The organism is Urbifossiella limnaea (genome assembly GCF_007747215.1).
GTDB classification, from domain to species: domain Bacteria; phylum Planctomycetota; class Planctomycetia; order Gemmatales; family Gemmataceae; genus Urbifossiella; species Urbifossiella limnaea.
In genome coordinates, this window is sequence record NZ_CP036273.1 from 1,370,385 (window position 1) to 1,393,029 (window position 22,645).

Below are 22,645 nucleotides of genomic sequence, written 5' to 3' on the forward strand. Positions count from 1 at the left end.
GTCGACCCGCTACCGACCCGACACCACGAGCGCGACGCGGAACCCGCCGCGGGGCTCGGTCGGCTTCGCCGGCGAGCGGGCGGCGCTGCGCACCCCGCCGGCGCCGCTGCGAACGTGACCGCCGCGCAGCACGCCGCCGCCGTCGCCGCACCACTCCTCCAGGTTCCCGTGAACGTCGAACAGGCCGAACCGGTTCGGCGCCTTCCGTCCGACCGGGCGGAAGCGGCCGTCGGCGGCGTCAACGGTGCCGGTGAACCACGCCAGCGGGCCGAGCCCGGCCGCGTCCGACCCGCACGCCCACAGGCCCGGCTCGCCCGCCCGGCAGCCGTACTCCCACTCCACCTCCGTCGGCAGCCGGCACTCGTAGCGGCCGCCGAGTTCGCGCGTCAGCCACCGGCAGAAGTCGGCGCAGTCGTCGCGGCCGAGGTTGCCGACCGGGTGCGCGTCGGTCAGCGGTTGTTCGCCGGCCTGCCTCCATGTCGGGCCGGGCTCCACCGTCCAGTTGCCGTCCGGCTTCAGCCGGTAGCCGACGCCGCCGTCGCGCTCGGCGGTCGTCCGGTACGGCGGGTTCTGGGCCGTCACGAAGCGGCGGAACAGGGCGACCGTCGTCTCGGTCGAGGCGAGGTAGAAGGGCTCGGCGACCCCGGCCGGCCGCGCGACTTCGCCGCGGAGGCGCTCGCGGACAGTCACGTTCGGCTCGGCCGCGATCCAGGCGTCGAGCGGGTCGGCGGGCGTCCCCATGAGGAAGCGGCCGGGCGGAATCAGCCGCGCCTTCAGGCCGGGGAGCGGCTCGATCTCGACGGGCTCGCCGAGCGCGGCGGCCCACTCGGCCTGATACGCGGCGGCGTCGAACGGCACTTCGCGCAAGGTGGGTAGCGGCCGCGGCGGGATCGGCGGCGGCGGGTCGCTCGGCCGGAACACGAGCCCGAGCCCGCCGGCGACGACGAGGAGGCCGACCGTCACTTGCCACCCGCGGCGTCGCCGGCCGAAGGCGTCCAGCGCGCCGAGCACGTCCGCCATCGCCGCGGGGCGGTCGGCCGGGTCCGGCGCCGTCATCCGGCGACACAGCGCGGCCAGCGCCGGCGGCGCGTCCGGCGACAGCGGGGTGTCATCGCCCGTCGGGGTGCGGCCGGTCAGCAGGAATGCGAGGGTGCGGCCGAGGGCGTACACGTCGGCGCGGGCGTCGACCGCGGCGGGATCAGCGGTCTGCTCGGGGGCCATGTAGCCGGGCGTGCCGACGACCAGCGACAGGTCGTCGGCCGAGCCGGCGCGGTGGGCGACGCGGGCCAGCCCCACGTCGAGCACGCGCACGTCGCCGGCCGGCGTGCAGATCAGGTTCGCCGGCTTCACGTCGCGGTGGATCACGCCACAGCCGTGGGCGTAGGCCAGTCCCGCGGCGGCGTCGCGGATCGCCCGCACGGCGTCGGGCACGGACAGCGGGCCGTGCTCCAACACCCGGCGGCGCAGGTCGGTGCCGGCGACGAATTCGGACGCCAGGTAGGACACGCCGCGCGCCTCGCCGGCGTCGTAGGCGGTGACGATGTTGGGGTGAGCGAGGCGGCCGGCGGCCTCGGCCTCGCGGCGGAACCACCCCCCGTCGGCCACCACCTTCAGCGCCACCTCGCGCCGCATCCGCCGGTGGACGGCGCGGTAGACGGTGCCCATGCCGCCGGCCGCGACGCGGTCGAGGATGACGTAGTCGTTCAGCGCCAGCGGGTGCGGCCGCGCCGACCTCAGTACGCCAGCCTGGTACGCCGTCAGCGCGCCGGTCGCGGTCAGCCGTTCGGCGAGTTCGGCGGTCGTGCCGGCGGCGTCGAAGGGATCGGGGGTCAGCCCCTCGGCGGCGAGTCGGCGGACGAACTCGTCGGGCGTCGGCTCGTAGTAGTCGACGGCGACCGCGGCGAGGTGGACGAGCAGCGTGTCGCGCTCGGCGCCGGTCGCGTCGCCGAGGAACTCGTCGGGCCGGGGCCGGCCGCCGGACCGCAGGGCCGCCTCGAAGGCGTCGCAGCGGGCGTTCACGCGCAGGACTGCGTCGAGCGGCAGGCCGGCGAACCCGGAGTCCGCGCTCACGGGTCGCCCCCCTCGTCGCGGTCCCACACCATCTCCACGACCGCCAGCTTGCGCTCGACCGTGCGCCGCGAGCAGCCGAGGCGCTCGGCGATGTCGTCGGTCGATTCGCCCTCCAGTTTCCACAGCGCGATCCGCCGCAGGGCCGGGTCGCCGGTGCGGTCGAGGCGGTCGAGCAGCGCCACGAGCTGTTCGTTCACCTCGGCCAGCAACTCGGGCGTCGGCTCGCGCGAGGTGACGACTTCGAGGTCGGCGGCGACGTGGCCCGCGGGGCCGCCGCGCTTCAGGCGGGTGGCGTGGCGGACCTGATCGACGCACTTGTGGGCGGTGAGGGCGAGCAGCAGCGGCCACAGGTTGTCGCGGTCGGTGAGCTGCGGGAAGCGGCCGGCCTTCGCCCCGAGGCAAAAGCTCTTGAACGCGCTGAGGGCGGCGTCCTCGTCGTCGGCGGTGCGGCCGGCGGCGGCGAGCTTGCGGCCGGCGACGGCGACCATGCGGGCGAAGTACGCGGCCCACAGCTCGCCGGCCGCCGCGTCGTCGCCGCGGCGCAGGTCGGCGATCCAGCGGGTGATGCTGCCGTCGGCGGACATGGCGGGATTTTAGCCCGCCGCGGAATTTTTGTCGCACCCGCCGGCCGCCCGGCGAGCCGTGTCCGAGCCGGGCGGCGTGCCCGGCGCCGTCTCCCGAGGACACGCTCATGCCCCGTCGGAACAGTCTGTCGCTCGAACCGCTCGAAGGCCGCGATTTGCTGTCGGCTTCGCCGCTCCCCGTGCTGCTCGTCATCGCCGACCAGCAGGACTTCTACTACCGCGAGTACGCCGACACCCGCGCCGCCGTCGAGGCCCAGGGCGTGAACGTGGTCGTCGCCGCGTCCACCACGAACCCGAGCACGCCGCACGCGAACACCGGCCAGCCCGCGGGCGCGCCCGGCACCGTCGTCCCCGACGTGGCGCTCGGCACCGTGGACGCGGCCGACTACTCGGCAATCGCGTTCGTTGGCGGGTGGGGCGCGTCGATGTACCAGTACGCCTACTCCGACCCGAACGGCGACGGGCGCGTCGACAACTTCTACGCCAACTCGCTGTACAACGGCGCGGCCGCGGCGAAAGTCGCGGTCAACGACCTCATTAACGACTTCCTGGAGTCCGACAAGCCGGTGGCGGGCATCTGCCACGGCGTCACGGTGCTGGCGTGGGCGCGGGTGGACGGCGCCAGCCCGCTGGCCGGCAAGCAGGTCGCGGTGCCGCATCTGGAGGGTGCGCCCGCGCAGTTCTACGCCAGCGAGTGGCACGGCGGGGGGTACCACAGCGGCCAGCGCGATCAGGTCGTGGCCAACGGCGGCCGCGCCACCGCCTACAGCGGCGCCCACGGCAACCCCGGCACGGCCGACGACGTGATCGTGGACGGCCGCATCATCACCGCCGAGAACCCGGAGTCGGCGGCGCTCTTCGGCACGACGCTGGCCGAGGAGGTGCTCGCGTCGCTGCCGGCGGGGGCGCGGATGGTCGGCGGCAACCTCGTCGTTACCGGTACGCCCGCGGCGGACACCGTGTATCTGTGGAGCAGCGGCACCGCGAACCGGGTGTACGCCTGGGTGAACGGCACCAGCCACGGCCCGTTCGTGCTGCCGGCCGGCGGGCACGTCAAGGCGTTCGGCGGCGCCGGTAACGACCAGGTGTTCGGTACCGACCTGTACGCCGGCCTCGTCGCCCACGGCGGCGGCGGGCACGACCTGCTCGTCGGCGGCGCGGCCGGCGACACGCTCGACGGCGGCGACGGCTGCGACCGCGTGTGGGGTGGCCCCGGCGACGACGTGATCCGCGGTGGCGCCGGCGACGACTACCTGTACGGCCGCGAGGGGAACGACGTGCTCGTCGGCGGCGACGGGAACGACACCCTCGACGGGTTCGACGGCCGCGACCTGCTCATCGGCGGGCTCGGCACCGACCGCCTGCTCGGTGGCGACGGCGATGACGTGCTCGTCGGCGGCCGGACCAACTTCGACCACGACGACGCGGCGCTCGGCGGGCTCCGCGGCGTGTGGCTGGCGCCCGGCGACCTGGCCGTCTACGACGACGGGGCCGCGGCGAACGCGCTCGTCGGCGGGGCCGGGAACGACTGGCTCCTTCAGGGGCCGGCCGACGGCGTGTACCTGCTCGACCCGGGCGACCGCGTCACCGTGCTGTGACTGCGACCGTTCACAACCGAAGCCGGGGGGCGTGTGCCCCCCGGCTTCGAGCGTTTCCGGAATTCTTGTCGCACCCGCACGTCCGGCGGCGAGCCGTGGGTAGTTCCGCGAACCCCTCGCCCGAGGACACCTGACATGACCCGTCGCACGCTCCGCCTCGAAGGCCTGGAGGCCCGCGAAGTCCCCGCCGCCGTCGGCGCCCTCGACCCGTCGTTCGGCACCGCCGGCATCGTCACCACCACCTTCGGCGGCGTGGACGCCGCGGCCGCCGTCGCCGTCCAGGCGGACGGCAAGATCGTCGTCGCCGGCTCGACGAGTGTCGGCAACGACTTCGCCGTCGCCCGCTACAACCCGGACGGTAGTCTCGACACTACCTTCGCCGGTGACGGCACCGCGACCGTCGATTTCGGCTTCGCCGCCGACGACGAGCAGGCCACCGCCCTGGCCGTACAGGACGACGGCAAGATCGTCGTCGTCGGCACCGCGACGTTCGCCGGCGACCAGGACTTCGTCGTCGCCCGGCTCACGGCCGACGGCACGCTCGACCCGTCGTTCTCCGTCGACGGCCGCGCCCGCTTCGACTTCGCCGGCGGCGGCACCGACAACGACCTGGCCTACGGCGTGGCGATCCAGGGCAGCGGCCCCGGCCGCACGATCGTCGTCGTGGGGACGACCGACCAGACGGGCTCCCTGCTGGGCACGAACATCGGCGTCGTCCGCTTCACCGACGCGGGCGCCGTCGCAAGCTCGCAGGACGTGACGCTCGGCGGCGACGAGGAGGGCCGTGCCGTGGTTATCGACGCCGCCGGCCGCATCGTCGTGGTCGGCCACACCGACGCGGGCGGCGGGATCATCCCCGGCAACCTCGGCGTCGTCCGGCTGCAGGCGGACGGCGTCACCCTCGATACCGGCTTCGACGGCGACGGCCGGCTGGTCGTGGACATCGGCGGCGGCAACGACGAGGCCGCCGGCGTGGCGATCGACAGCAACGACCGCATCGTCGTCGCCGGCACGGTGGTCGGCGCGGGGTCGAACTTCGTCCTCACGCGGCGGAACGCCGACGGCTCACCCGACACGTCGTTCAGCGGCGACGGCGAGGCCGTGTTCAACCTCGGCGGCGTGGACACGGCCCGCGGCGTCGCGGTGCTGCCCGACGGCCGCATCGTCGTCGTCGGCACCACGACCGCCGGCGCGGCGCCCGACGACTTCGCAGTTCTGCGGCTGACCGCGGCCGGCGACCCCGACACGAGCTTCAGCGCCGACGGCCGCGTCTTCGTGGACGCGGGCGGCGACGACGAGGCGGCCGGCGTGGCCGTCGACCGCAACGGCCGCGTCGTCGTCGCGGGTCGCACCAGCGTCCTGAACAACTTCGCCGTCGCCCGGCTGATCGGCAGCGTCGAAAAGGGAGAGGCGGTCGCGGCCGGCGGCGCCGCGGGCGCGACGGCGGCGCTGTTCGAGCCCGACGCCGCCGGCGCGCTGCCGGCCGCGTCGGCCGCGGTCGCGGCGTTCGGCGCGAGCACGGCGAACGCCCGCACCGCCGTCGCCGACGTGAACGGCGACGGGTTCGACGACACCATCCTGGCGACCGGCCCCGGCGTGCCGCTGCGGGTGGCGGTGGTGAGCGGTGCGGACGACACCACGCTGCTGGTCGCGCCGTTCGCCCCGTTCGCCGGCAGCGAGGACTTCGCCGGCGGCGGGTTCGTGTCGGCCGGCGACTTCGACCTCGACGGCCGGGCCGAGTTCGTCGTGACGCCGGACGTGAGCGGCGGCCCGCGGGTGACCGTGTTCGCCCGTGCTGCCGACGGCACGCCGGCCGTCCGCGCCAACTTCTTCGGCATCGACGACGCGGCATTCCGCGGCGGCGCCCGCACCGCGGTCGGCGACGTGGACGGCGACGGCGTCCCCGACCTGACGGTGACGGCCGGGTTCGGCGGCGGCCCGCGGGCGGCGCTGTTCGACGGCGCGACGGTGCTGGGTGGCACGCCCACGCGGCTCGTGAACGACTTCTTCGCGTTCGGCGGGTCGGACGCGGCGAACCTCCGCAACGGGGCGTTCGTGGCGGCCGGCGACGTGGACGGCGACGGCTTTGCCGACCTGGTGTTCGGCGGCGGCCCCGGTGGCGCCCCGCGGGTGCTGGCGCTCGGCGGGGCGCTGCTCGCGGCCGGGAACGTGGGTGGGGCGCAGGCGGCGCCGCTGCTGAACTTCTTCGTCGCCGGCAACGACGCCGACCGCGGCGGGGTGCGCGTCGCGGTGTCCGACCTGGACGGCGACCACCGGGCCGACGTGCTCGCCGGCAGCGGCGAGAACCGCCCCGCGGTGCTGCGGGCGTACCTGGGGGCGAACGTGAGCGGCAGTGCCGAGCCGGCGACGTTCCAGGACGTGAGCCTGTTCGGCGGCCTCGTCCTGACCGGCGGCGTGTTCGTCGGGTGAGGTCGGGTCGTGCCAGGAAATCCGCCGCCGGCCGTGGGTTTTTCTCGACCCGCGACCGGCGGTCCGTCACACTGGCCGCGTCCGACCCGCGGAGGCCCGATGACCGCCGACCTGATCGCCCGCCTCGCCGGCGCCCGGGTGTACGACCTGGAGCAGCCGCGGTTCGCCGGCATGCCGATCCACCCGAGCCACCGGCCCGGGTACTTCTACGCGCTGCACCGCCGCCACGCCGACACCCACCGCCCGGCCGAGGAGGGGTCGCGGTCCGGGGCGTCCGGCACGCTCACCATGATGGAGCACAGCGGCACCCACATCGACGCCCTCTGCCACCAGGCGTGCGACCTCACCATGTACGGCGGCGTGCCGGTCGCCGGCACCGAGACGCCCGCCGGGTTCACCGCGCTCGGCGTGGAGACCATACCGCCGCTGCTGACCCGCGGCGTGCTGCTCGACGTGGCCGGGTGGAAGGGCGTCTCGCGGCTGCCGCCGCTGTACGAGATCAGCGCCGACGAACTGCGGGCGTGCGCGGCGGCGCAGGGCGTCGAGGTGCGACCCGGCGACACGCTGCTGGTGCGGACCGGGTTCGCCACGCTGTGGGGCGACGAGGCGGCGTATTTGGACGCGGCCGGCGTGGCCAAGAGCGGCACGCTGTGGGCGGCCGACCGCGGCGTGGTCGCGGTCGGGGCCGACAACATGGCGTGGGACGTGCCCGGCGTGCGCGACCCCGAGACCGGCGCGACGCTCTTCGCGCACGTGTACCTGCTGCCGCAGCGCGGCGTGTACATCGTCGAGAACCTGACGCTGGAGGCGCTGGCCGCCGACCGCCGGTACGAGTTCGCGTTCGTGGCCGTGCCGCTGAAGTTCACCGGCGCCACCGGCTCGCCGCTGCGGCCGCTGGCGCTGGTGTGACGCCCGTCACTTCGCCGGGTAGCGGTGCCCGGCGACCGCCATCGGGCAGGCATACACCGACGTCCGCGCCGTCACGTACAGCGTCTTCAGGTCCGTCCCGCCGAACGTCGCGTTCGACGGCTGCTCCGGGAACTTGATCGTGCCGAGCGCCTTGCCGGTCGGGTCGAACACTTGCAACCCGGTCGCGGACGTGATGTAGACGTTCCCCTTCGTGTCGACCGTGCCGCCGTCGCCGCCGCCGTTCCCGCCCGCCTTCGCCTGCTCCAACTCGCAGAACACGCGGCCCTTGCCGAGCTTCCCGGGCGCCTCCACCGCGTAGGCCATCATCTGCTTCTGGCCGCTCGGCAGGACGTACAGCGTCTTCTCGTCCGGCGACAGGAGTACGCCGTTCGGGTTGGGCAGGTCGTCGATCAGGCGCGTCACCTTGCCGGCGGCGTCGGCGTAGTAGACGCACGTTTTGCCCTGCGGCAGCGGCGTCGGGGAGCGGAACATCGGGTCGGTGAAGTACACGCCGTCAGCCTTGTCGAGGACGAGGTCGTTCGGCGCGTTGAACCGCTTGCCGTCGTACTCGCCAGCGACGACGCGGCGGGCCGTGCCGTCCGCCGACAGGGCGACGACCGCCCCTTCCATCTCGCACGCCACGACCTCGCCCTTCGCGTTCACCATCAGGCCGTTCGCCGACTTCGACTCGGGGCGGAACACGCTCACCTTGCCGGCGGCGTCGATCTTGTGAATGGTCTTGTTCGGGATGTCGCTGAAGTACACGTTGCCGGCGGCGTCGGGGGCGGGGCCTTCGGTGAAGGCGTATTTGCCGTCGAGCTTCTTGATCGGGCCGGCCGGCCCGACGCCGGCGATCGGGGCGTCTTGCGCGAGAACGGTCCCGGCGGCGGCGACCAGGAACACGGCGACGAGGCGGGTGAGCACGGAGAGCTCCGGGGTTCGGGGACGGGGCGGCATTGTTCTACGCCCTATCATGGACGCCAACCCGAGGAGCGACGCCCATGCGGCTGGCGACGGTGCTCACGCCGATGTCCGACGAGAACCTCCAGCTGGCCGCCCAGTGCGGCGTCACGGACATCGTCCACCGCTACGCCGACGCCGCAACCTTGCGCGCGTCCAGGCAACGCATCGCGTCCTTCGGCATGACGCTGTCCGTCGTCGAGGGCTACCTGCCGATCGAGGCCATCAAGCTCGGCGCCGACGACGGGCGCGAACTGCGGCTGCTGAAGACGCTGGTCCGCGACATGGCCGAGCTCGACGTGCGGCTGCTGTGTTACAACTTCATGGCCGGCACCGACTGGGTCCGCACCCGGCTCGACGCCCCCGAGCGCGGCGGGGCGAAGGTCACAGCCTTCGACCTGACCGCGGCTGACGCGGCCGTGCGCCTCGGCTACACGCCCGCCGACGTCCGCGCCGACGAGCTCGCCCGCCAGCTCTCCCCCGCGAAGCTGTGGGACCACCTCGAACGGCTCCTCAATGAGCTCCTACCCGTCGCGGAGTCGTGCGGCGTCACACTGGCGATGCACCCCGACGACCCGCCGCTGCCGGCGCTGCTGGGCAAGCCGCGCATCATGCACACGGTCGAGGCGTTCGAGCGGCTGGTGCGGCTGGCACCGACCCCGGCCAACGCGGTGTGCTTCTGCCAGGGCTCGTTCGCGGCGATGGGCGTGGACATCCCCGCAGCCATCCGCCGCCTGGGGCCGCACATCAAGTACGTCCACTTCCGCGACGTGCGCGGCACCGCCGAATCCTTCGCCGAGACGTTCCACGACAACGGCCCCACCGACATGGCCGCGGCGATGCGGGCGTACCGCGAGGCGGGGTTCGCCGGCCCGATGCGGCCGGACCACGTGCCGCAACTGGTCGGCGAGGACGACGGCGAGCCGGGGTACACGATGCTCGGCCGGCTGTTCGCGTTCGGCTACATCCGCGGCCTGATGCACGCCACCGCGTGAAGTGTTTACTCGCCCGCCCCGCGTCGGGTAGAATCACAATCCTGCCGTCCCGCAACTCCTCCCGGTGGTGCGAATGCGTGGCCCGATCGCACTCGCGGTTCTGCTCTTCGCCGCCGTTCGCGCCGACGGCCAGGACGCAACCGCCGTCACCTTCTTCGAGAAGCAGGTGCGGCCGCTCCTGGCCGAGCACTGCCACAGTTGCCACTCCGCGAAGGCGAACAAGGCCCGCGGCGGCCTCACACTCGACAGCCGCGACGCGCTTCTGAAGGGCGGCGAATCCGGCCCCGCCGTCGTGCCCGGTCAGCCGGAGAAGAGCCTGTTGGTGACCGCCGTCCACGGCACCCGCGCCGAACTGCAGATGCCGCCGAAGGGGAGGTTGCGGCCGGCGCAGGTCGCCGTATTCGAGAAGTGGGTGAAGGACGGCGCCGTCTACCCCGGCGGCACCGTCGCGGCCGCGCCGCCGAGCCCGCAGTCGGCCGAGGCCCGGCAGTTCTGGTCATTCCTGCCGCTCCGCCGCCACCCCGCGCCGGCCGTGAAGGACGTTGCGTGGACGCGGCGGCCGATCGACTCGTTCCTGCTCGCGGCAATGGAGGCGCGCGGGCTGGCGCCGTCCGCCGCGGCCGACCGCCGCACCCTGATCCGCCGCGCCTCCTTCGACCTGACCGGCCTCCCGCCGACGCCCGAGGAGGTGGCCGCGTTCGAGACCGACACCGCGCCCGACGCTTACGACCGGCTGATCGAGCGGCTGCTGGCGTCGCCGCACTACGGCGAGCGCTGGGCGCGCTACTGGCTCGACCTGGCCCGCTACGCCGACGTGCCCGAGAGCTGGGTGACCGGCCGCGGGCAGGCGTGGCCGTACCGCGACTGGGTGGTCCGCGCGCTCAACGCCGACCTGCCGTACGACCGCTTCGTGCAACTGCAACTCGCCGCCGACCTGGCGCCGGGCGCCACGCCCGCCGACCTGGCGGCGCTCGGCTTCCTCGGCATGAGCCCCGACTACTGGAAGGAACTCCAGCTCGACGTGGAGGTCATCAAGTCGATCGTCGCCGACGAGTGGGAGGAGCGGATCGACGCGGTCAGCAGCACGTTCCTCGGCCTGACGGTGGCGTGCGCCCGCTGCCACGACCACAAGTTCGACCCGATTAGCACGCGCGAGTACTACGCCCTCGCCGGCGTCATCGCGGGGACGCGGCAGGTGACGCTGCCGCTGCTGCCGCCGGCCGAGGGCGCCGCCGTGCGGCGGGCGGAAGCGGGCGTGCAGGCGCTCGACGAGATGGGGAAGGCGATCAAGGCGAAGCGGCCGGCGCCGGCCGACCTGAAGGCGCAGCTGGACGTGCTCGCGTCCGAGGCGAAGCGACTGGAGGAGACGCCGGGCTACAAGGTCGTCCCCGTGCGCGGCGTGGCGGACGGACACATCTCGGTGGTGTCGCGTGGGCCGAACGCGACGCGGCTGGAGTTCGAGGACGGCGTCGGCCGCGACATCGCCATGCACACCCGCGGCAACCCGTCGCGGCCCGGCGCGGTCGAGCCGCGGCGGTTTCTGTCGGTGCTTTCCGCCGGCGAGCCGAAGCGCTTCAGCCAGGGGAGCGGTCGGCTCGAACTGGCACGGGCGATCACCACCGACGGGGCGCCGCTGGCCGCGCGGGTGGTCGTGAACCGCGTGTGGAAGCTCCACTTCGGCCGCGGGCTGGTGGAGACGCCGAGCGACTTCGGCCGGCAGGGCGAGCGACCGAGCCACCCCGAGTTGCTGGACGACCTGGCCGCCCGCTTCGTCGCCGCCGGGTGGTCGCTGAAGTGGCTCCACCGCGAGATCGTACTGTCGGCCGCGTACCGACAGGGTGGCGCCACCGACGCCGCGAAGATGACCATCGACCCGGACAACCGGCTGCTGTGGCGCATGAGCCGGCGCCGGCTCGACGTGGAAGCGTGGCGCGACGCGATGCTCACCGTGAACGGCACGCTCCGCCGCGACCTCGGCGGCGCGCCGCTGGAACTGACCGACGCTTCCAACCGCCGCCGCACGCTGTACGGCCTCGTCCGCCGCCGCGACCTGACGGACCTGCTGCGACTGCACGACTTCCCCGACCCGCTGACGCACACCGCGGCGCGCATCCCCACGACGACCGCGCTGCAGCAGTTGTACGCGCTGAACGGCCCGCTGCTGCGGCAGGAGGCGGCGGCGCTGGCACGCCGGCTCGCGGCCGACGAACCCGCCGGCGGCGCGGCCCGGGTGCGGCGGGCGTACTCGCTGCTGTTCCACCGCGCCCCCACCGAGCGAGAGGCGGCGCTGGCGCTCGGCTTCCTGGGAAGTACGCCCGACGCCGACGCCTGGGCGCGCTACGCCCACGTGCTGCTCGGCAGCAACGAGTTCCTGTTCGTGGACTGATTCGTGGGGCCGATCATGATCCCTGCCCTTTCCCGCCGCGACCTGTTCCGCGGCGTCGGCGCGGTCGGACTCGCCGCGCTCCTCGCGCCGCAGGTCACAGCGGGCGCGCCGCACCACCGGCCGCGGGCCAAGCGGCTCATCCACCTGTTCATGAACGGCGGCCCGTTCGGCCCCGACTTCCTCGACCCGAAGCCGGCCATCAACCGCTTCGCCGGCCAGCGCCCCGCCGAGGTCGATCTCCGCACCGAGCGGCCCACGTCCGGCCTGCTCGGCGTGCCGTTCGCGTACCGCAAACACGGTCGCAGCGGCCTGGAGATGAGCGACCTCCTGCCGCGCCTGTCGGCGCACGCCGACGACCTGTGCGTGCTGCGCGCCGTCCACGGCGACAACCCGAACCACGGCCCGGCGCTGTTCCTGATGAACAGCGGCACCCTCACGCCGAACCGGCCGAGCCTCGGGGCGTGGCTCACCTACGGCCTCGGCACCGAGAACGCCGACCTGCCCGGGTACGTCGTCCTGTGCCCCGGCCGGCCGGTTCGCTTCGCCGAGTTGTGGGCCAGCTCGTTCCTGCCGTCCGAGTTCCAGGGCACGTACCTCAACCACACGAACCTCGACCCGCGGAAGATGGTGCCGCACCTGCACAACGCATCCACCACGACCGCCGACCAGCGCCGCCAGCTCGACCTGCTCGCCGAACTGAACCACGACCACGCCGCGGCCCGCGGCGGCGACCCGGTGCTGGAGGCGCGCATCCGCACGATGGAGACGGCGTTCCGGATGCAGACCACGGCGTCCGACGCCTTCGACCTGAGCCGCGAGCCGGACAAGGTGCGCGACCAGTACGGCCGCACGCACTTCGGCAACGCCTGCCTGCTGGCCCGCCGGCTGGCCGAGCGCGGCGTCCGCGTCACGCAGGTCTACTACGGCAACGGCCAGCCGTGGGACACGCACGGCAACCACAACGCCGCCACGCGCACGCTCGCCGCCGACATGGACCGCGCCTCGGGCGCGCTCCTGACCGACCTGAAGAACCGCGGCCTGCTCGACGACACGCTGGTGCTGTGGGGCGGCGAGTTCGGCCGCACCCCGACCACCGAGGGCGGCGACGGCCGCGACCACAACCACCACGGGTTCACGTGCTGGCTGGCCGGCGGCGGCACGAAGGGCGGCACGGCGTACGGCGCGACCGACGACTTCGGCTTCAAGGCGGTGCAGGACAAGGTCCACGTCCACGACCTGCACGCGACGATCCTGCACCTGATGGGCTTCGACCACGAGAAGCTGACGTACCGCCATGCCGGCCGCGACTTCCGCCTGACGGACGTGTCCGGCCGCGTGGTCACCGAGGTCGTGCGGTGAAGCTCGTCATCCACCCGCCCGTCGAGCCAGATCGCCTCGCCCGCCTCGCCGCAGCCGCTGCCCCAATGGCGGTGGTGAACGCCGCCGACGGGGCCGAGGCGCTCCGACACGTCCCCGACGCCGACGCCTTCTTCGGCAAGCTGACGCCGCTGCTGCTCGCGGCCGCGCCGCGGCTCCGCTGGGTGCAGGCGCCGACGGCCAGCCTCGAACACTACCTGTTCCCCGCGCTCGCCGCCCACCCGTGCGCCCTCACCAACATGCGCGGCCTCTTCTCGGACGTGATCGCCGACCAGGTGATGGGCTACGTCCTGTGCTTCGCCCGCAACCTCCACGTCTACGTGCTACAGTCCGCGGCTGCGAAGTGGGGGCCGGTCGGCGGCGAGGCGGCGCGGGTGGCTTTTGCGTCGGGGCCGGGCGTCGTCAACGCCATCGACCGCGCCCACCGTCACCTCGGCGGCGCGACGCTGGGCGTCGTCGGGCTCGGCGCCATCGGCCGCGAGGTGGCGCGGCGGGCGGCGGCGTTCGGGATGCGCGTCGTCGCCGTGGACCCGCGGCCGGCCGACGTGCCGGCGGAGGTCGCGGCCGTGTGGCCGGTGGGCGAACTGCCGCGACTACTCGCCGAGAGCGAGTACGTCGTGGTGGCGGCGCCGCACACGCCGCGCTCGGCGGGCATGTTCGGCCGCGAACAGTTCCGGCAGATGCGGCGCGACGCAATCCTCATCAACGTCGGCCGCGGGGCGCTGGTCGTGCTCGACGACCTGGTGGCGGCGCTGGACGCGGGCGAGCTGGCCGGCGCGGCGCTGGACGTGTTCGAGACGGAGCCGCTGCCGCCCGAGCACCCGCTGTGGCGGATGCCGGGCCGCGCCATCCTCACGCCGCACGTCGCCGGCTACTCGCCGCTCGTCGCCGGCCGCCACCTCGACGTGCTGCTCGACAACGTCGGCCGGTTCGTGCGCGGCGAGCCGCTGCGGAACGTGGTGGACAAGGACGAGTGGTACTGACCAGGCCATTCACGGTGACGCATCCCGGTCGTAAGCCGTCCGCTGGCAGGGACTTGGCCAAGCCAGGGAGAGGGCGCGCCCATGCTGTTCGGTGGGGTCTTCGAGCGGTTCCTAGAGGAGAGCCCGCTCAGCGTGATGTCCCGGGCGACCATCGAGCACGCCCTCTCGGCCTCGGCCCTCGACGCGCTGTTCGACCGGACCGCCGAGCGCGGGTACACCCGGGAGTTGCTGTTCTCCACGACGGTCGATCTGATGACCCTGGTGGTCGGCGGCAAGGCCCTCCACGTCCAGGCCGCCTACCGGCACCTGCGGGACCGCGTCCCGGTCACCCTCAAGTGCGTCTACGACAAGCTCCGGAACATCGAGACGGGCGTGTCCGCGGGGCTGGTCGCGCACGTGTCGGGCCGGTGCGAGGGGCTGATCACCGCGCTGGGCGGGGGGTGCAAGAGCCTGCTGCCGGGCTACCGGGTGCGGGTCCTCGACGGCAACCACCTGGCCGCCACCCAGCGGCGGCTGGGCGTCACCCGGGGGCACACCGCCGGCCCCTTGCCCGGGCAGAGTTTGGTCGTGCTCGACCCGGCCCTGATGCTGGTCACCGACATCGTCCCGTGCGAGGACGCCCACACCCAGGAGCGGGCGCTGATCGACCAGATTGTGCCGCTGGTGCGGGAGCGGGACGTGTGGGTCGCGGACCGCAACTTCTGCACGGCGGAGTTCCTGTGTGAGGTGGCCGCCCGGCGGGCCTACGTCGTCATCCGACGCCACGGGAACCTGAGCGTCGAGGCCGAAGCCGGGTACGGGGCCGAGGTCGCGACGGACCGGGGCTGGGTGGGCGAGCGGCGGGTCTGGGTCTGCTGGGGTGGGGCGCGGTTGGTGCGCCTGCGGCAGGTGCGGGTGCGGCTGCGGGCGCCGACCGCGGACGGGGACGCGGAGGTGGAGATCCTGACCAACCTGCCGGCGAAGGTGCCGGCCAAGAAGGTGGCCGAGATCTACCTCAAGCGGTGGAAGATCGAGGGGGCCTTCCACGAGTTGACAGTCGCCTTGAACTGTGAGGTGAACACCCTGGGGTACCCCAGGGCCGCGCTGTTCGGGTTCTGCGTGGCGGTGGCCGCGTACAACGTGCTGGCCGTACTGAAGGCGGCCCTGCGGGCGGTGCATGGTGAGAAGAAGGTGCAGGAGGAGGTGTCGGGGTATTACCTGGCGCTGGAGTGGGCGATGGTGTACGCGGGGATGATGATCGCCCTGCCCGCGTCGGAATGGGAGGCGTTCGGTCCGATGCCCAGCCCGGAGTTGGCCGGCCACCTCCGCGAGTGGGCGGGCAAGGTCGACCTTGGGAGGATCAAGAAAGCGCCGCCCCGGAAGCCGACGAGGACGGCGACCCGACGGATCAAGGACAAGAGCCCACATGTTTCCACGGCCCGGTTGCTCGACGAGGGGAAGAAGACCCGTCAGGCGAAAGTCAGCCGGAATCCGTGAGTCTCACACCGTGAATGGCCTGGTGGTACTGACGCGAGGCGTCGCTGCCGGGCGTGCGAGGCTTCGAGAAGTCCACGCGGAAGGTTGCGACGCTTCGACCGTCGGTCCCGTAGACTGGTGGTCGCCCAGATCGCCGAACGAGTCGTTGCCCACCCACAGGTTTGCCCTGGCGCACGGCGGACCCATGCCCCGCACCCTCCTGCTCGTCCTCGCCTTCCCACTGCTGGTACCCGCCGCGGCCGGTCGGCCCCCGGACCCGTTTCCCGACTACCGGCCGGTTGCGGGCTGGCCGCAACTTCCGCCCGGGCTCGTGCTCGGACCCGTGTCGGCGGTGGCGACCGACGCCGCGGACCGGGTGTACGTCGCCCACCGCGGCCCGCGGCCGGTCCTCGTGTTCGCCCGCGACGGCACGTTCCTCCGCTCGTGGGGCGACGACCACCTCCACACCCCGCACGGGCTGCGCGTCGACCCCGCGGGGAACGTGTGGGTGACCGACATCGGCCACCACCTGGTGATGAAGTTCGACCCCGCCGGCAAGCTCCTTCTGACGCTGGGACAGAAGGGCCGGGCCGGCGCCGGGGCGGGGCAGTTCGACCGCCCGACCGACGTGGCCGTCGCGCCCGGCGGCGAGTTCTACGTGACCGACGGGTACGGGAACGCCCGGGTGCAGAAGTACGACGCGGCCGGGAAGCTGCTGAAGGAGTGGGGGACGAAGGGGAAGGGGGAGGGGGAGTTCAACCTGCCGCACGCCGTCTGCCTCGACGCGACGGGGCGGGTGTACGTCGGCGACCGCGAGAACAACCGGGTGCAGGTGTTCGACGCCGCCGGCCGGTTCGCCGCGCAATGGCGGGAGAGCGGCGCCCCGTACGGACTGTTCCGCGCCGGCGACCGGCTGTTCGTGGCCGACGGGCGTGCGAACTGCGTGCGGGTGCTCGGCCCGGACGGCCGGCCGCTCGGCCGGTTCGGGGAGAAGGGGACCGCGGCCGGCCAGTTCCAGCTGCCGCACATGCTCTGCGTCGATTCCCGCGGGGACCTGTACGTTGCCGAGGTCACCAACAAGCGCGTCCAGAAGTTCACCGCCCGCGCGTTCGACCCGCCCGCCGGCCTCCCGGCCGACGACGCGGAGAGAATCGACCGCGCGCTCGCGCTCCTCACGAGCCGGCTCGACGCCCTCAAGGCTGAGAGGCGTGGCCCCGCGACGGGGCGGGATGACCTCGTCGCCGACGTCGAGGTGTACCGTAAGGCCGTCGTCTGGGCGCTCCGGTACGAGACGAAGCTCGAACCGGCCGACGTGGCGCTCGTTCTGAAGGGGCTCGCCCGCGGCGTCGAGCGGGTCACCGCGTTGGCGGCCGGTGGCGCGCCGTGGGCGACCCGGAAGGGGAAGCTCGTCCGCGGCTACGTGTCCGCCGTGGACGGCTCGGTCCAGCCGTTCGGGCTCGTCGTCCCCGCGGGGTACGACCCCGCGAAGCCGGCTCGGCTGGACGTGGTGCTGCACGGGAGCACGAAGCCGGTCGGCCTCAGCGAACTGCGGTTCATGGCCCGGCTCGACGAGGGCGACGCCCCGGCCGCGGCAGGGACGGCGGCGAACTACCTCGAACTCCACCCGCTCGGCCGGGTCGAGAACTGTTACCGCTGGGCCGGCGAGACGGACGTGTTCGAGGCGATCGAGGCCGTGTGCCGGCGGTACGTCGTCGACCGCGACCGCGTCGTCCTCCGCGGGATGTCGATGGGCGCGTCGGGGACGTGGCACCTGGGCCTGAAGCACCCGGACCGGTTCGTCGCGCTCGGCCCGTACTGTGGGTACGTGGACACGCACGAGTTCTCGCACACCCCACTCCCGAACTTCGTCAAGGTCGGGCCGCTGCCGGCCCACCAGGAGCGCGGCCTCCACCTGCTCGACTCCGTCGGCTACGCCGCGAACGCGGGCGTCGTCCCGGCGGTCGCGTGCATGGGCGAGAAGGACGTGTTCTTCCAGGCGCACGTCCTGATGGGCCGGGCCATGGAGCGGGAGGGGCTGAAGCTCGTCAACCTGATCTCGCCGGGCACCGGGCACGTCATCGACCCGGCGACGCACGCCGAGCAGATGCGGCGGATCGCGGCGTTCGCCGACCGCGGCGTGGACCGCGCGCCACGGCGGCTTCGGTTCGTCACGCGGTCGCTCAAATACGGCGAGTGCCACTGGCTGCGCGTCCTCGGCCTCGGCGAGCACTACGCCCGCGCCGAACTCGACGCCGCCGTCGCGGACGACGGGACGGTGGACCTGAAAGAGCCGACGAACGTGACACGCTTCGCGCTCCTTCCGCCCGTGCTGCAGGAGGCGAACCCGACGTTGCGCGTCGGGGGGACGCCGGTCGCCCTTCCGGCACGAGCCCCAAACGCCGCCCCCGCCCGCCCGGTGATCAGCCGGCGCGACGGGAAGTGGGTCTACCTGGGCGAGCTCGGCACGGTCGCGCTCGACGGCAAGCGGCCCGGCCTTCAGGGGCCGATCGACGACGCGTTCACCACGCCGTTCCTGTGCGTCCGCGGCACCGGCAAGGCGTGGAACCCGGCCGTCCAGGCATGGGCCGACGCGAGCCTGACGCGGTTCGCCGCCGAGTGGCACCGCTACTTCCGGGGCGACCTTCCCGTGAAGGACGATTCCGCCGTCACCGCAGAGGATCTCAGGCGGTGCAACTTGATCCTCTTCGGCGATCCCGGGAGCAACTCGCTCATTTCCCGCGTGCTGCCGGGCCTCCCGGTGGCGTGGACGGAGAAGGAAATGAAGCTCGGCGGGGAGGCGTTCGCGGCGGCCAACCATGCCCCGGTCCTGATCCATCCGAACCCGCTCGCCCCCGGGCGGTACGTGGTACTCAACAGCGGCCACACGTTCCGCGAGAAGGAGTTGGCGTCGTTCAACTATCTGCTGTTCCCACGACTGGGCGACTGGGCGGTCGTGAAGGTGGGGGCGAGCACCCCCGCCCGACCTGGCGATGCGCCGGCGGAGGAGGTGATCCGCGCCGGCTACTTCGACGAACGATGGCTGCTGCCCTGACTCGGTAGCGAGGCCGTTGAGGGCACCAAGGGGTTACGAGATCAGTTCGGGGATCGCCCGGCCGTGGTCCACGATCGCCGTCGGGCGGCCGTTGAAGTCCTTGATGAACGTCCGGGCGTAGTCGATCCCCAGGTGGTGGTAGATCGTCGCCAGGAAGTCGCCGGGGCCGGACACGCGGTCGATCGCGTCCTCGCCGCGCTTGTCGGTGGCGCCGACGAACCGGCCGGTCGGAATGCCGCCGCCGGCCCAGATGTTCGAGAAGCCGCGCGGCCAGTGGTCGCGGCCGGGCTGCGTGGTGCCCGCGGGGGCGCTCGCGTCGCCGGCCCCGGTGCTCGCCGCGTAGCTGATCTTCGGCGTCCGCCCGAACTCGCCGGTCACCACCACCAGCACGCGCTTGTCGAGCCCGCGCTGGTACACGTCCTCGATCAGCGCCGACACCGCCTGGTCGTACGCCCCGGACCGGAACCGCATGGCGTCGAACACGTGCATGTTCACCGCGTGGTCGTCCCAGTTCTGCACCCGGCCGCACAGCGGGCCGCTCAGGCTCGTCGTCAGCACGTCCACGCCGGCCTCCACGAGCCGCCGCGCCAGGAGCAACTGCTGGCCCCAGGCGTTGCGGCCGTAGCGGTCGCGGGTGCGGGCGTCCTCGCGGGTCAGGTCGAACGCCGTCTTCGTCTGCGGGTTCGTCAGCAGCGTCAGCGCCTGGGCCTCGAATTCGTCGAGCGCCGCCAGGTCGCGGGCCTGGTCGAAGCTGCGGTCGAGCGTGTCGAGCCGCTGGCGCAGCGTCGTGCGGCGGCCGAGGCGATGCACCTCGTCGGCGTCGGTCAGGCCGATGTTCGGCACCGAGAACGACGGCGCGTTCGGGTCGCCGGAGACGACGAACGGCGAGTACGTGTCGCCGAGGTACGCCGGCCCGTTGTACTCCAGCGGCGGGTTGATGCCGACGTAGGCCGGCAGCGGGTTCCGCCGCGGGCCGCGCTGTGCGAGGAGGTAGTTCGAGACCGTCATCCAGTCGGGGTATTTGGGCTTCGGCTTGTCGCGCGTGTCCGGGTCGCCGGAGAGGAGCTGCATCGACCCGGCCGGGTGGCCGCCCGCCGTCTGCCGCATGGAGCGCAGCACGACGAGCTTGTCGGCGATGGCCGCCTGCCGCGGCATCAGCTCGGTGAACTGGAGGCCGGGCACCTTGGTCGGGATGAGGTTGAACGGGCCGCGGTACTCGCTGCCGGAGTCGGGCTTCGGGTCGTAGGAGTCGAGGTGCGACAGCCCGCCCGGCTGCCACACCATGATGACTGCCTTCCGCTCGGACGGCAGCGTCGCGGTCTGCGCCCGCAGTTTCAGAATGCCGGGGAGGCTCAGCGAGGCGAACCCCGCCAGGCCGGTTTGTAGGAAGGCACGCCGGCCCGTGGCGCCGAATCGAACCGGCCCGCGGCACGCGCGATCGGGAGTGCTCATTTCTTCTCCGCGGGCCGGACCCGGATGGTGAACGGTTCGCACACGATGATGTCGGCGATGTCGCGCGGCTGGGCCGCGCTCTTCGCCCGGGTGAGCTGCTGCTGGGTGGCGGTGAGGGCGGCGGTGGCGGCCTTCATGCGGGCGGTCGTCGCCGTGAGGGTGCGCGCCATCTGCTCCTTCTTCTCGGGCGGGGCGCGCTGGGCGTCGTCGGCCACGCGCTTCACCTCGGCCTCCAGCGCCTTCACTTCCAGGAGCATCTTCTGGGACGCGGCCTCGACCCTGGCCACCGCTTCCGGCTGGTGGCGGTACTTGACCACGCCGCCGCCGAGGAACGAGACGCGGTACTCGCCCGGCGGCACGTTCAGCGCCTTCAGGTCGAAGACTACCTCGGACTTGTCGGCCTGGATCGGTAGCTCGAAGGCCGGCGCCTTCTCGAAGCCCGCGCCGACCGCCTTCATCGGGATCTTGTCGCCGGAGAACTCGCTCGTCCGCCGGTGGACCAGCGGCACCGTGAGCTTCGTGCCCGCGGTCGCCTCCAGCACCGGCGCCTTCGCCGTGATGGTGAGCGGGGCCAGGTCGATGCCGCTGACGGATACGGGCACGTCGGCCAGGAGCCGCGGGCTGGGAATCTCGCCCCATGAGTCGGGGATCGGCCACGCCACCGTCGCCAGCCGACACGGCCGCGTGACCGCCTGACCCGCGACGGTGCCGCGCCCGACGAACGTGGCGTTCGTGAACCCGCGGGGCGCGTCCGCGCGGGCCGTGACGAGCATCATGCCGTGCGACTTCCCGGCGGGAATCGTCAGCCCGTGCGCCGTCACGCCCGGCGGCAGGTTGTCCATCGCCAACTCGATGGGCGCGTCGAACCCGTCGCGCCGCAGCGCCACGACCTCGAGCGCCATCGTCGCCCCGCCGCGCAGCGAGAGGGGCTTCGACAGCGCGTTGCGGTCGCCGTTGCGCAGCTCCATGTGGAGCGGCCACGCCACCAGCGCGAAGTCGGGCGCGGCGCGGCGGATCACCAGCCGGTAGGTGTGGCCGGGCACACTCCGCGTGCCGCCGAACAGGTCGGTGAGTTGCAGCCGGTACAGGCCGTCGGCCGGTACGACCAGCTTGCCGAGTACGTCGGCCGTGCCGGCGTTGTACGGCGGCCCGTCGTAGGCGTAGCCGTTGCTCGACACCCGCACCGGGCTCGGGATGTCGCTCAGTTCCAGTACGTCGGCCAGCGTGTCGGGTGCGCCCTTCTCGCCCTTCACGACGCGCTGCACGAGGACCGCCGGGTCGGTCGGCAGGCCGAACCGCTCGGACGCGACCTCGACCCACCACGTCTCGCCCTTCTTCGCCTCGAACTCGTACACGTCCACGTCCGCGGCGGGGAAGAAGCCGCCGGCCACGTCGCACGGCAGCGTGACGCGCTGCGGGCGGCCGCCGTCGTTGGGCTCGACCTCCGCCGTGGCCGCCTGTACCGGCAGGCCGACGGGCGGCCACGAGAAGGCGTTCACCGCCTGTGTCGAAGGCTGGCGCACGACCGACGTGCCGGCGGGCTGCTCCCACACGCCGAGGCGGTAGTAGAACGCGGGGCCGCCCTTGTAGGTCAGCTCGTGGAGCTTGATCGTGTACTTGCCGTCGGCCGGCACCGCGAAGTCGATCGCGCCGCCGCGCCGCTCGACGAGCAGGTCGCGGCCCGCGGCGTCGCCGACGATGACCGTCGCGTTCAGCTTCGAGTCGATGCCGCGGGCGGCGCAATCGATCACCACCCGCTGCCCCTTCCGGGCCTGGAACGTGAAGTAGTCGATGGCCCGGTCCGCGACGGCGCCGTTGCACACGGAGTTCAGCGGCAGCTCGAGCGCCGTGGCGAGCGTCCGGTTCGGCGTCGTCACCGTCACCTCGGCGAGCGACCCCACCGCGAAGACGCGCGCCGACGAGACGCCGAGCCGCGTCGTGACGCGGGCCTCGTACAGCCCGACCGGGCAGTCCGGGGCGATGGTCACGGTGTAGCGGTCACCGGCGTCGGGCTTCCGCTTCGCGGTGATGCGCGGGTCGGAGAAGGTCAGGTCGCCGGCGTCGTCGAGGTGCTCGCCGGTGACGGCGACCTCGACCGTCGTGCCCGCCTTGCCGCCCATCGGCATGGTGGTGAGCAGCCGCGGGGCCGGGAGGCCGACCGACTGCGCGGGCGCGGCGGTGGCGCTGCCGAGGAGGATCACCCAGGCGGCGGCGCGGCGGAGGTGGTGTGCGAGGTTCGGCATGGGACCGTTCCGTTGCTTGAGCCCCGGAGGGGCGGCCGTGCTGAGCCCGGGGTGGGAACCCCGGGCGGGCGTCAGCGGTGTCACGTCGGGCAATGCGATTCGAACTCCGCCCCGGGCCGCCCCGGGCCTCCGCCCGGGGCTCCGCACGGCC

Annotated in this window: 14 protein-coding genes; 9 read left to right on the forward strand and 5 right to left on the reverse strand. The window is 73.2% G+C overall.

Annotated features, from left to right (window positions below; all coding sequences use genetic code 11):
• Positions 1 to 9: 9 nt before the first annotated feature.
• Both ETAA1_RS05495 and ETAA1_RS05500 read right to left on the reverse strand, forming a co-directional pair.
• Positions 10 to 2,070, reverse strand: coding sequence for a bifunctional serine/threonine-protein kinase/formylglycine-generating enzyme family protein (locus tag ETAA1_RS05495; RefSeq protein WP_145235047.1), 2,061 nt, complete (start codon positions 2,068 to 2,070; stop codon positions 10 to 12).
• Positions 2,067 to 2,654 carry an ECF-type sigma factor gene (locus tag ETAA1_RS05500; protein WP_145235049.1) on the reverse strand — a complete coding sequence of 196 codons (588 nt, stop codon included), beginning with the start codon at positions 2,652 to 2,654 and terminating at the stop codon, positions 2,067 to 2,069. Before ETAA1_RS05500 ends, ETAA1_RS05495 begins: the two co-directional genes overlap by 4 nt.
• A 107-nt stretch (positions 2,655 to 2,761) precedes the next feature.
• Between ETAA1_RS05500 and ETAA1_RS05505 the strand changes: the two genes are divergently transcribed.
• From ETAA1_RS05505 to ETAA1_RS05515, 3 genes are all read left to right on the forward strand, one after another.
• The gene (locus ETAA1_RS05505) at positions 2,762 to 4,252 is read left to right on the forward strand and encodes a DJ-1/PfpI family protein (RefSeq protein ID WP_145235051.1); all 1,491 of its coding nucleotides are present in this window, start codon (positions 2,762 to 2,764) and stop codon (positions 4,250 to 4,252) included.
• 135 nt (positions 4,253 to 4,387) lie between these two features.
• The gene (locus ETAA1_RS05510; protein WP_145235053.1) at positions 4,388 to 6,682 is read left to right on the forward strand and encodes an NHL repeat-containing protein; all 2,295 of its coding nucleotides are present in this window, start codon (positions 4,388 to 4,390) and stop codon (positions 6,680 to 6,682) included.
• Positions 6,683 to 6,781: 99 nt separating this feature from the next.
• Positions 6,782 to 7,591, forward strand: a complete 810-nt coding sequence (locus ETAA1_RS05515; RefSeq protein WP_145235055.1) for a cyclase family protein — start codon at positions 6,782 to 6,784, stop codon at positions 7,589 to 7,591.
• Between the two features lie 6 nt (positions 7,592 to 7,597).
• Here the strand turns inward: ETAA1_RS05515 and ETAA1_RS05520 are convergent, their stop codons facing one another.
• Positions 7,598 to 8,515: an SMP-30/gluconolactonase/LRE family protein gene (locus ETAA1_RS05520; RefSeq protein ID WP_238389377.1), complete on the reverse strand. Its 918-nt coding sequence runs from the start codon at positions 8,513 to 8,515 to the stop codon at positions 7,598 to 7,600.
• Between the two features lie 77 nt (positions 8,516 to 8,592).
• Here ETAA1_RS05520 and ETAA1_RS05525 point away from each other — a divergent pair, with 77 nt between their 5' ends.
• From ETAA1_RS05525 to ETAA1_RS05550, 6 genes are all read left to right on the forward strand, one after another.
• Complete coding sequence (locus tag ETAA1_RS05525; RefSeq protein WP_145235058.1) at positions 8,593 to 9,546, forward strand: mannonate dehydratase; 954 nt, start codon at positions 8,593 to 8,595, stop codon at positions 9,544 to 9,546.
• 73 nt (positions 9,547 to 9,619) lie between these two features.
• Complete coding sequence (locus tag ETAA1_RS05530) at positions 9,620 to 11,932, forward strand: PSD1 and planctomycete cytochrome C domain-containing protein (RefSeq protein WP_145235060.1); 2,313 nt, start codon at positions 9,620 to 9,622, stop codon at positions 11,930 to 11,932.
• A gap of 15 nt (positions 11,933 to 11,947) precedes the next feature.
• Positions 11,948 to 13,291, forward strand: coding sequence for a DUF1501 domain-containing protein (locus ETAA1_RS05535; protein WP_145235062.1), 1,344 nt, complete (start codon positions 11,948 to 11,950; stop codon positions 13,289 to 13,291).
• Complete coding sequence (locus ETAA1_RS05540) at positions 13,288 to 14,292, forward strand: D-2-hydroxyacid dehydrogenase (RefSeq protein ID WP_202920683.1); 1,005 nt, start codon at positions 13,288 to 13,290, stop codon at positions 14,290 to 14,292. The genes ETAA1_RS05535 and ETAA1_RS05540 overlap by 4 nt, the downstream gene beginning before the upstream one ends.
• An 81-nt stretch (positions 14,293 to 14,373) precedes the next feature.
• Positions 14,374 to 15,768 (forward strand): transposase, encoded by a 1,395-nt coding sequence (locus tag ETAA1_RS05545; RefSeq protein WP_145233609.1) that lies wholly within the window; start codon positions 14,374 to 14,376, stop codon positions 15,766 to 15,768.
• A 184-nt stretch (positions 15,769 to 15,952) separates the two neighbouring features.
• Entirely contained in the window at positions 15,953 to 18,799 is a 2,847-nt protein-coding gene (locus ETAA1_RS05550) for a prolyl oligopeptidase family serine peptidase (protein ID WP_238389378.1), read from the forward strand.
• A gap of 33 nt (positions 18,800 to 18,832) precedes the next feature.
• On the opposite strand, the gene ETAA1_RS05555 is transcribed toward ETAA1_RS05550, so the two are convergent.
• Both ETAA1_RS05555 and ETAA1_RS05560 read right to left on the reverse strand, forming a co-directional pair.
• Complete coding sequence (locus tag ETAA1_RS05555) at positions 18,833 to 20,251, reverse strand: DUF1501 domain-containing protein (RefSeq protein WP_145235064.1); 1,419 nt, start codon at positions 20,249 to 20,251, stop codon at positions 18,833 to 18,835.
• A complete protein-coding gene (locus ETAA1_RS05560; protein ID WP_202920684.1) occupies positions 20,248 to 22,494 on the reverse strand; it encodes a hypothetical protein in 2,247 nt (748 codons plus the stop codon). The genes ETAA1_RS05555 and ETAA1_RS05560 overlap by 4 nt, the downstream gene beginning before the upstream one ends.
• Positions 22,495 to 22,645 lie beyond the last annotated feature (151 nt).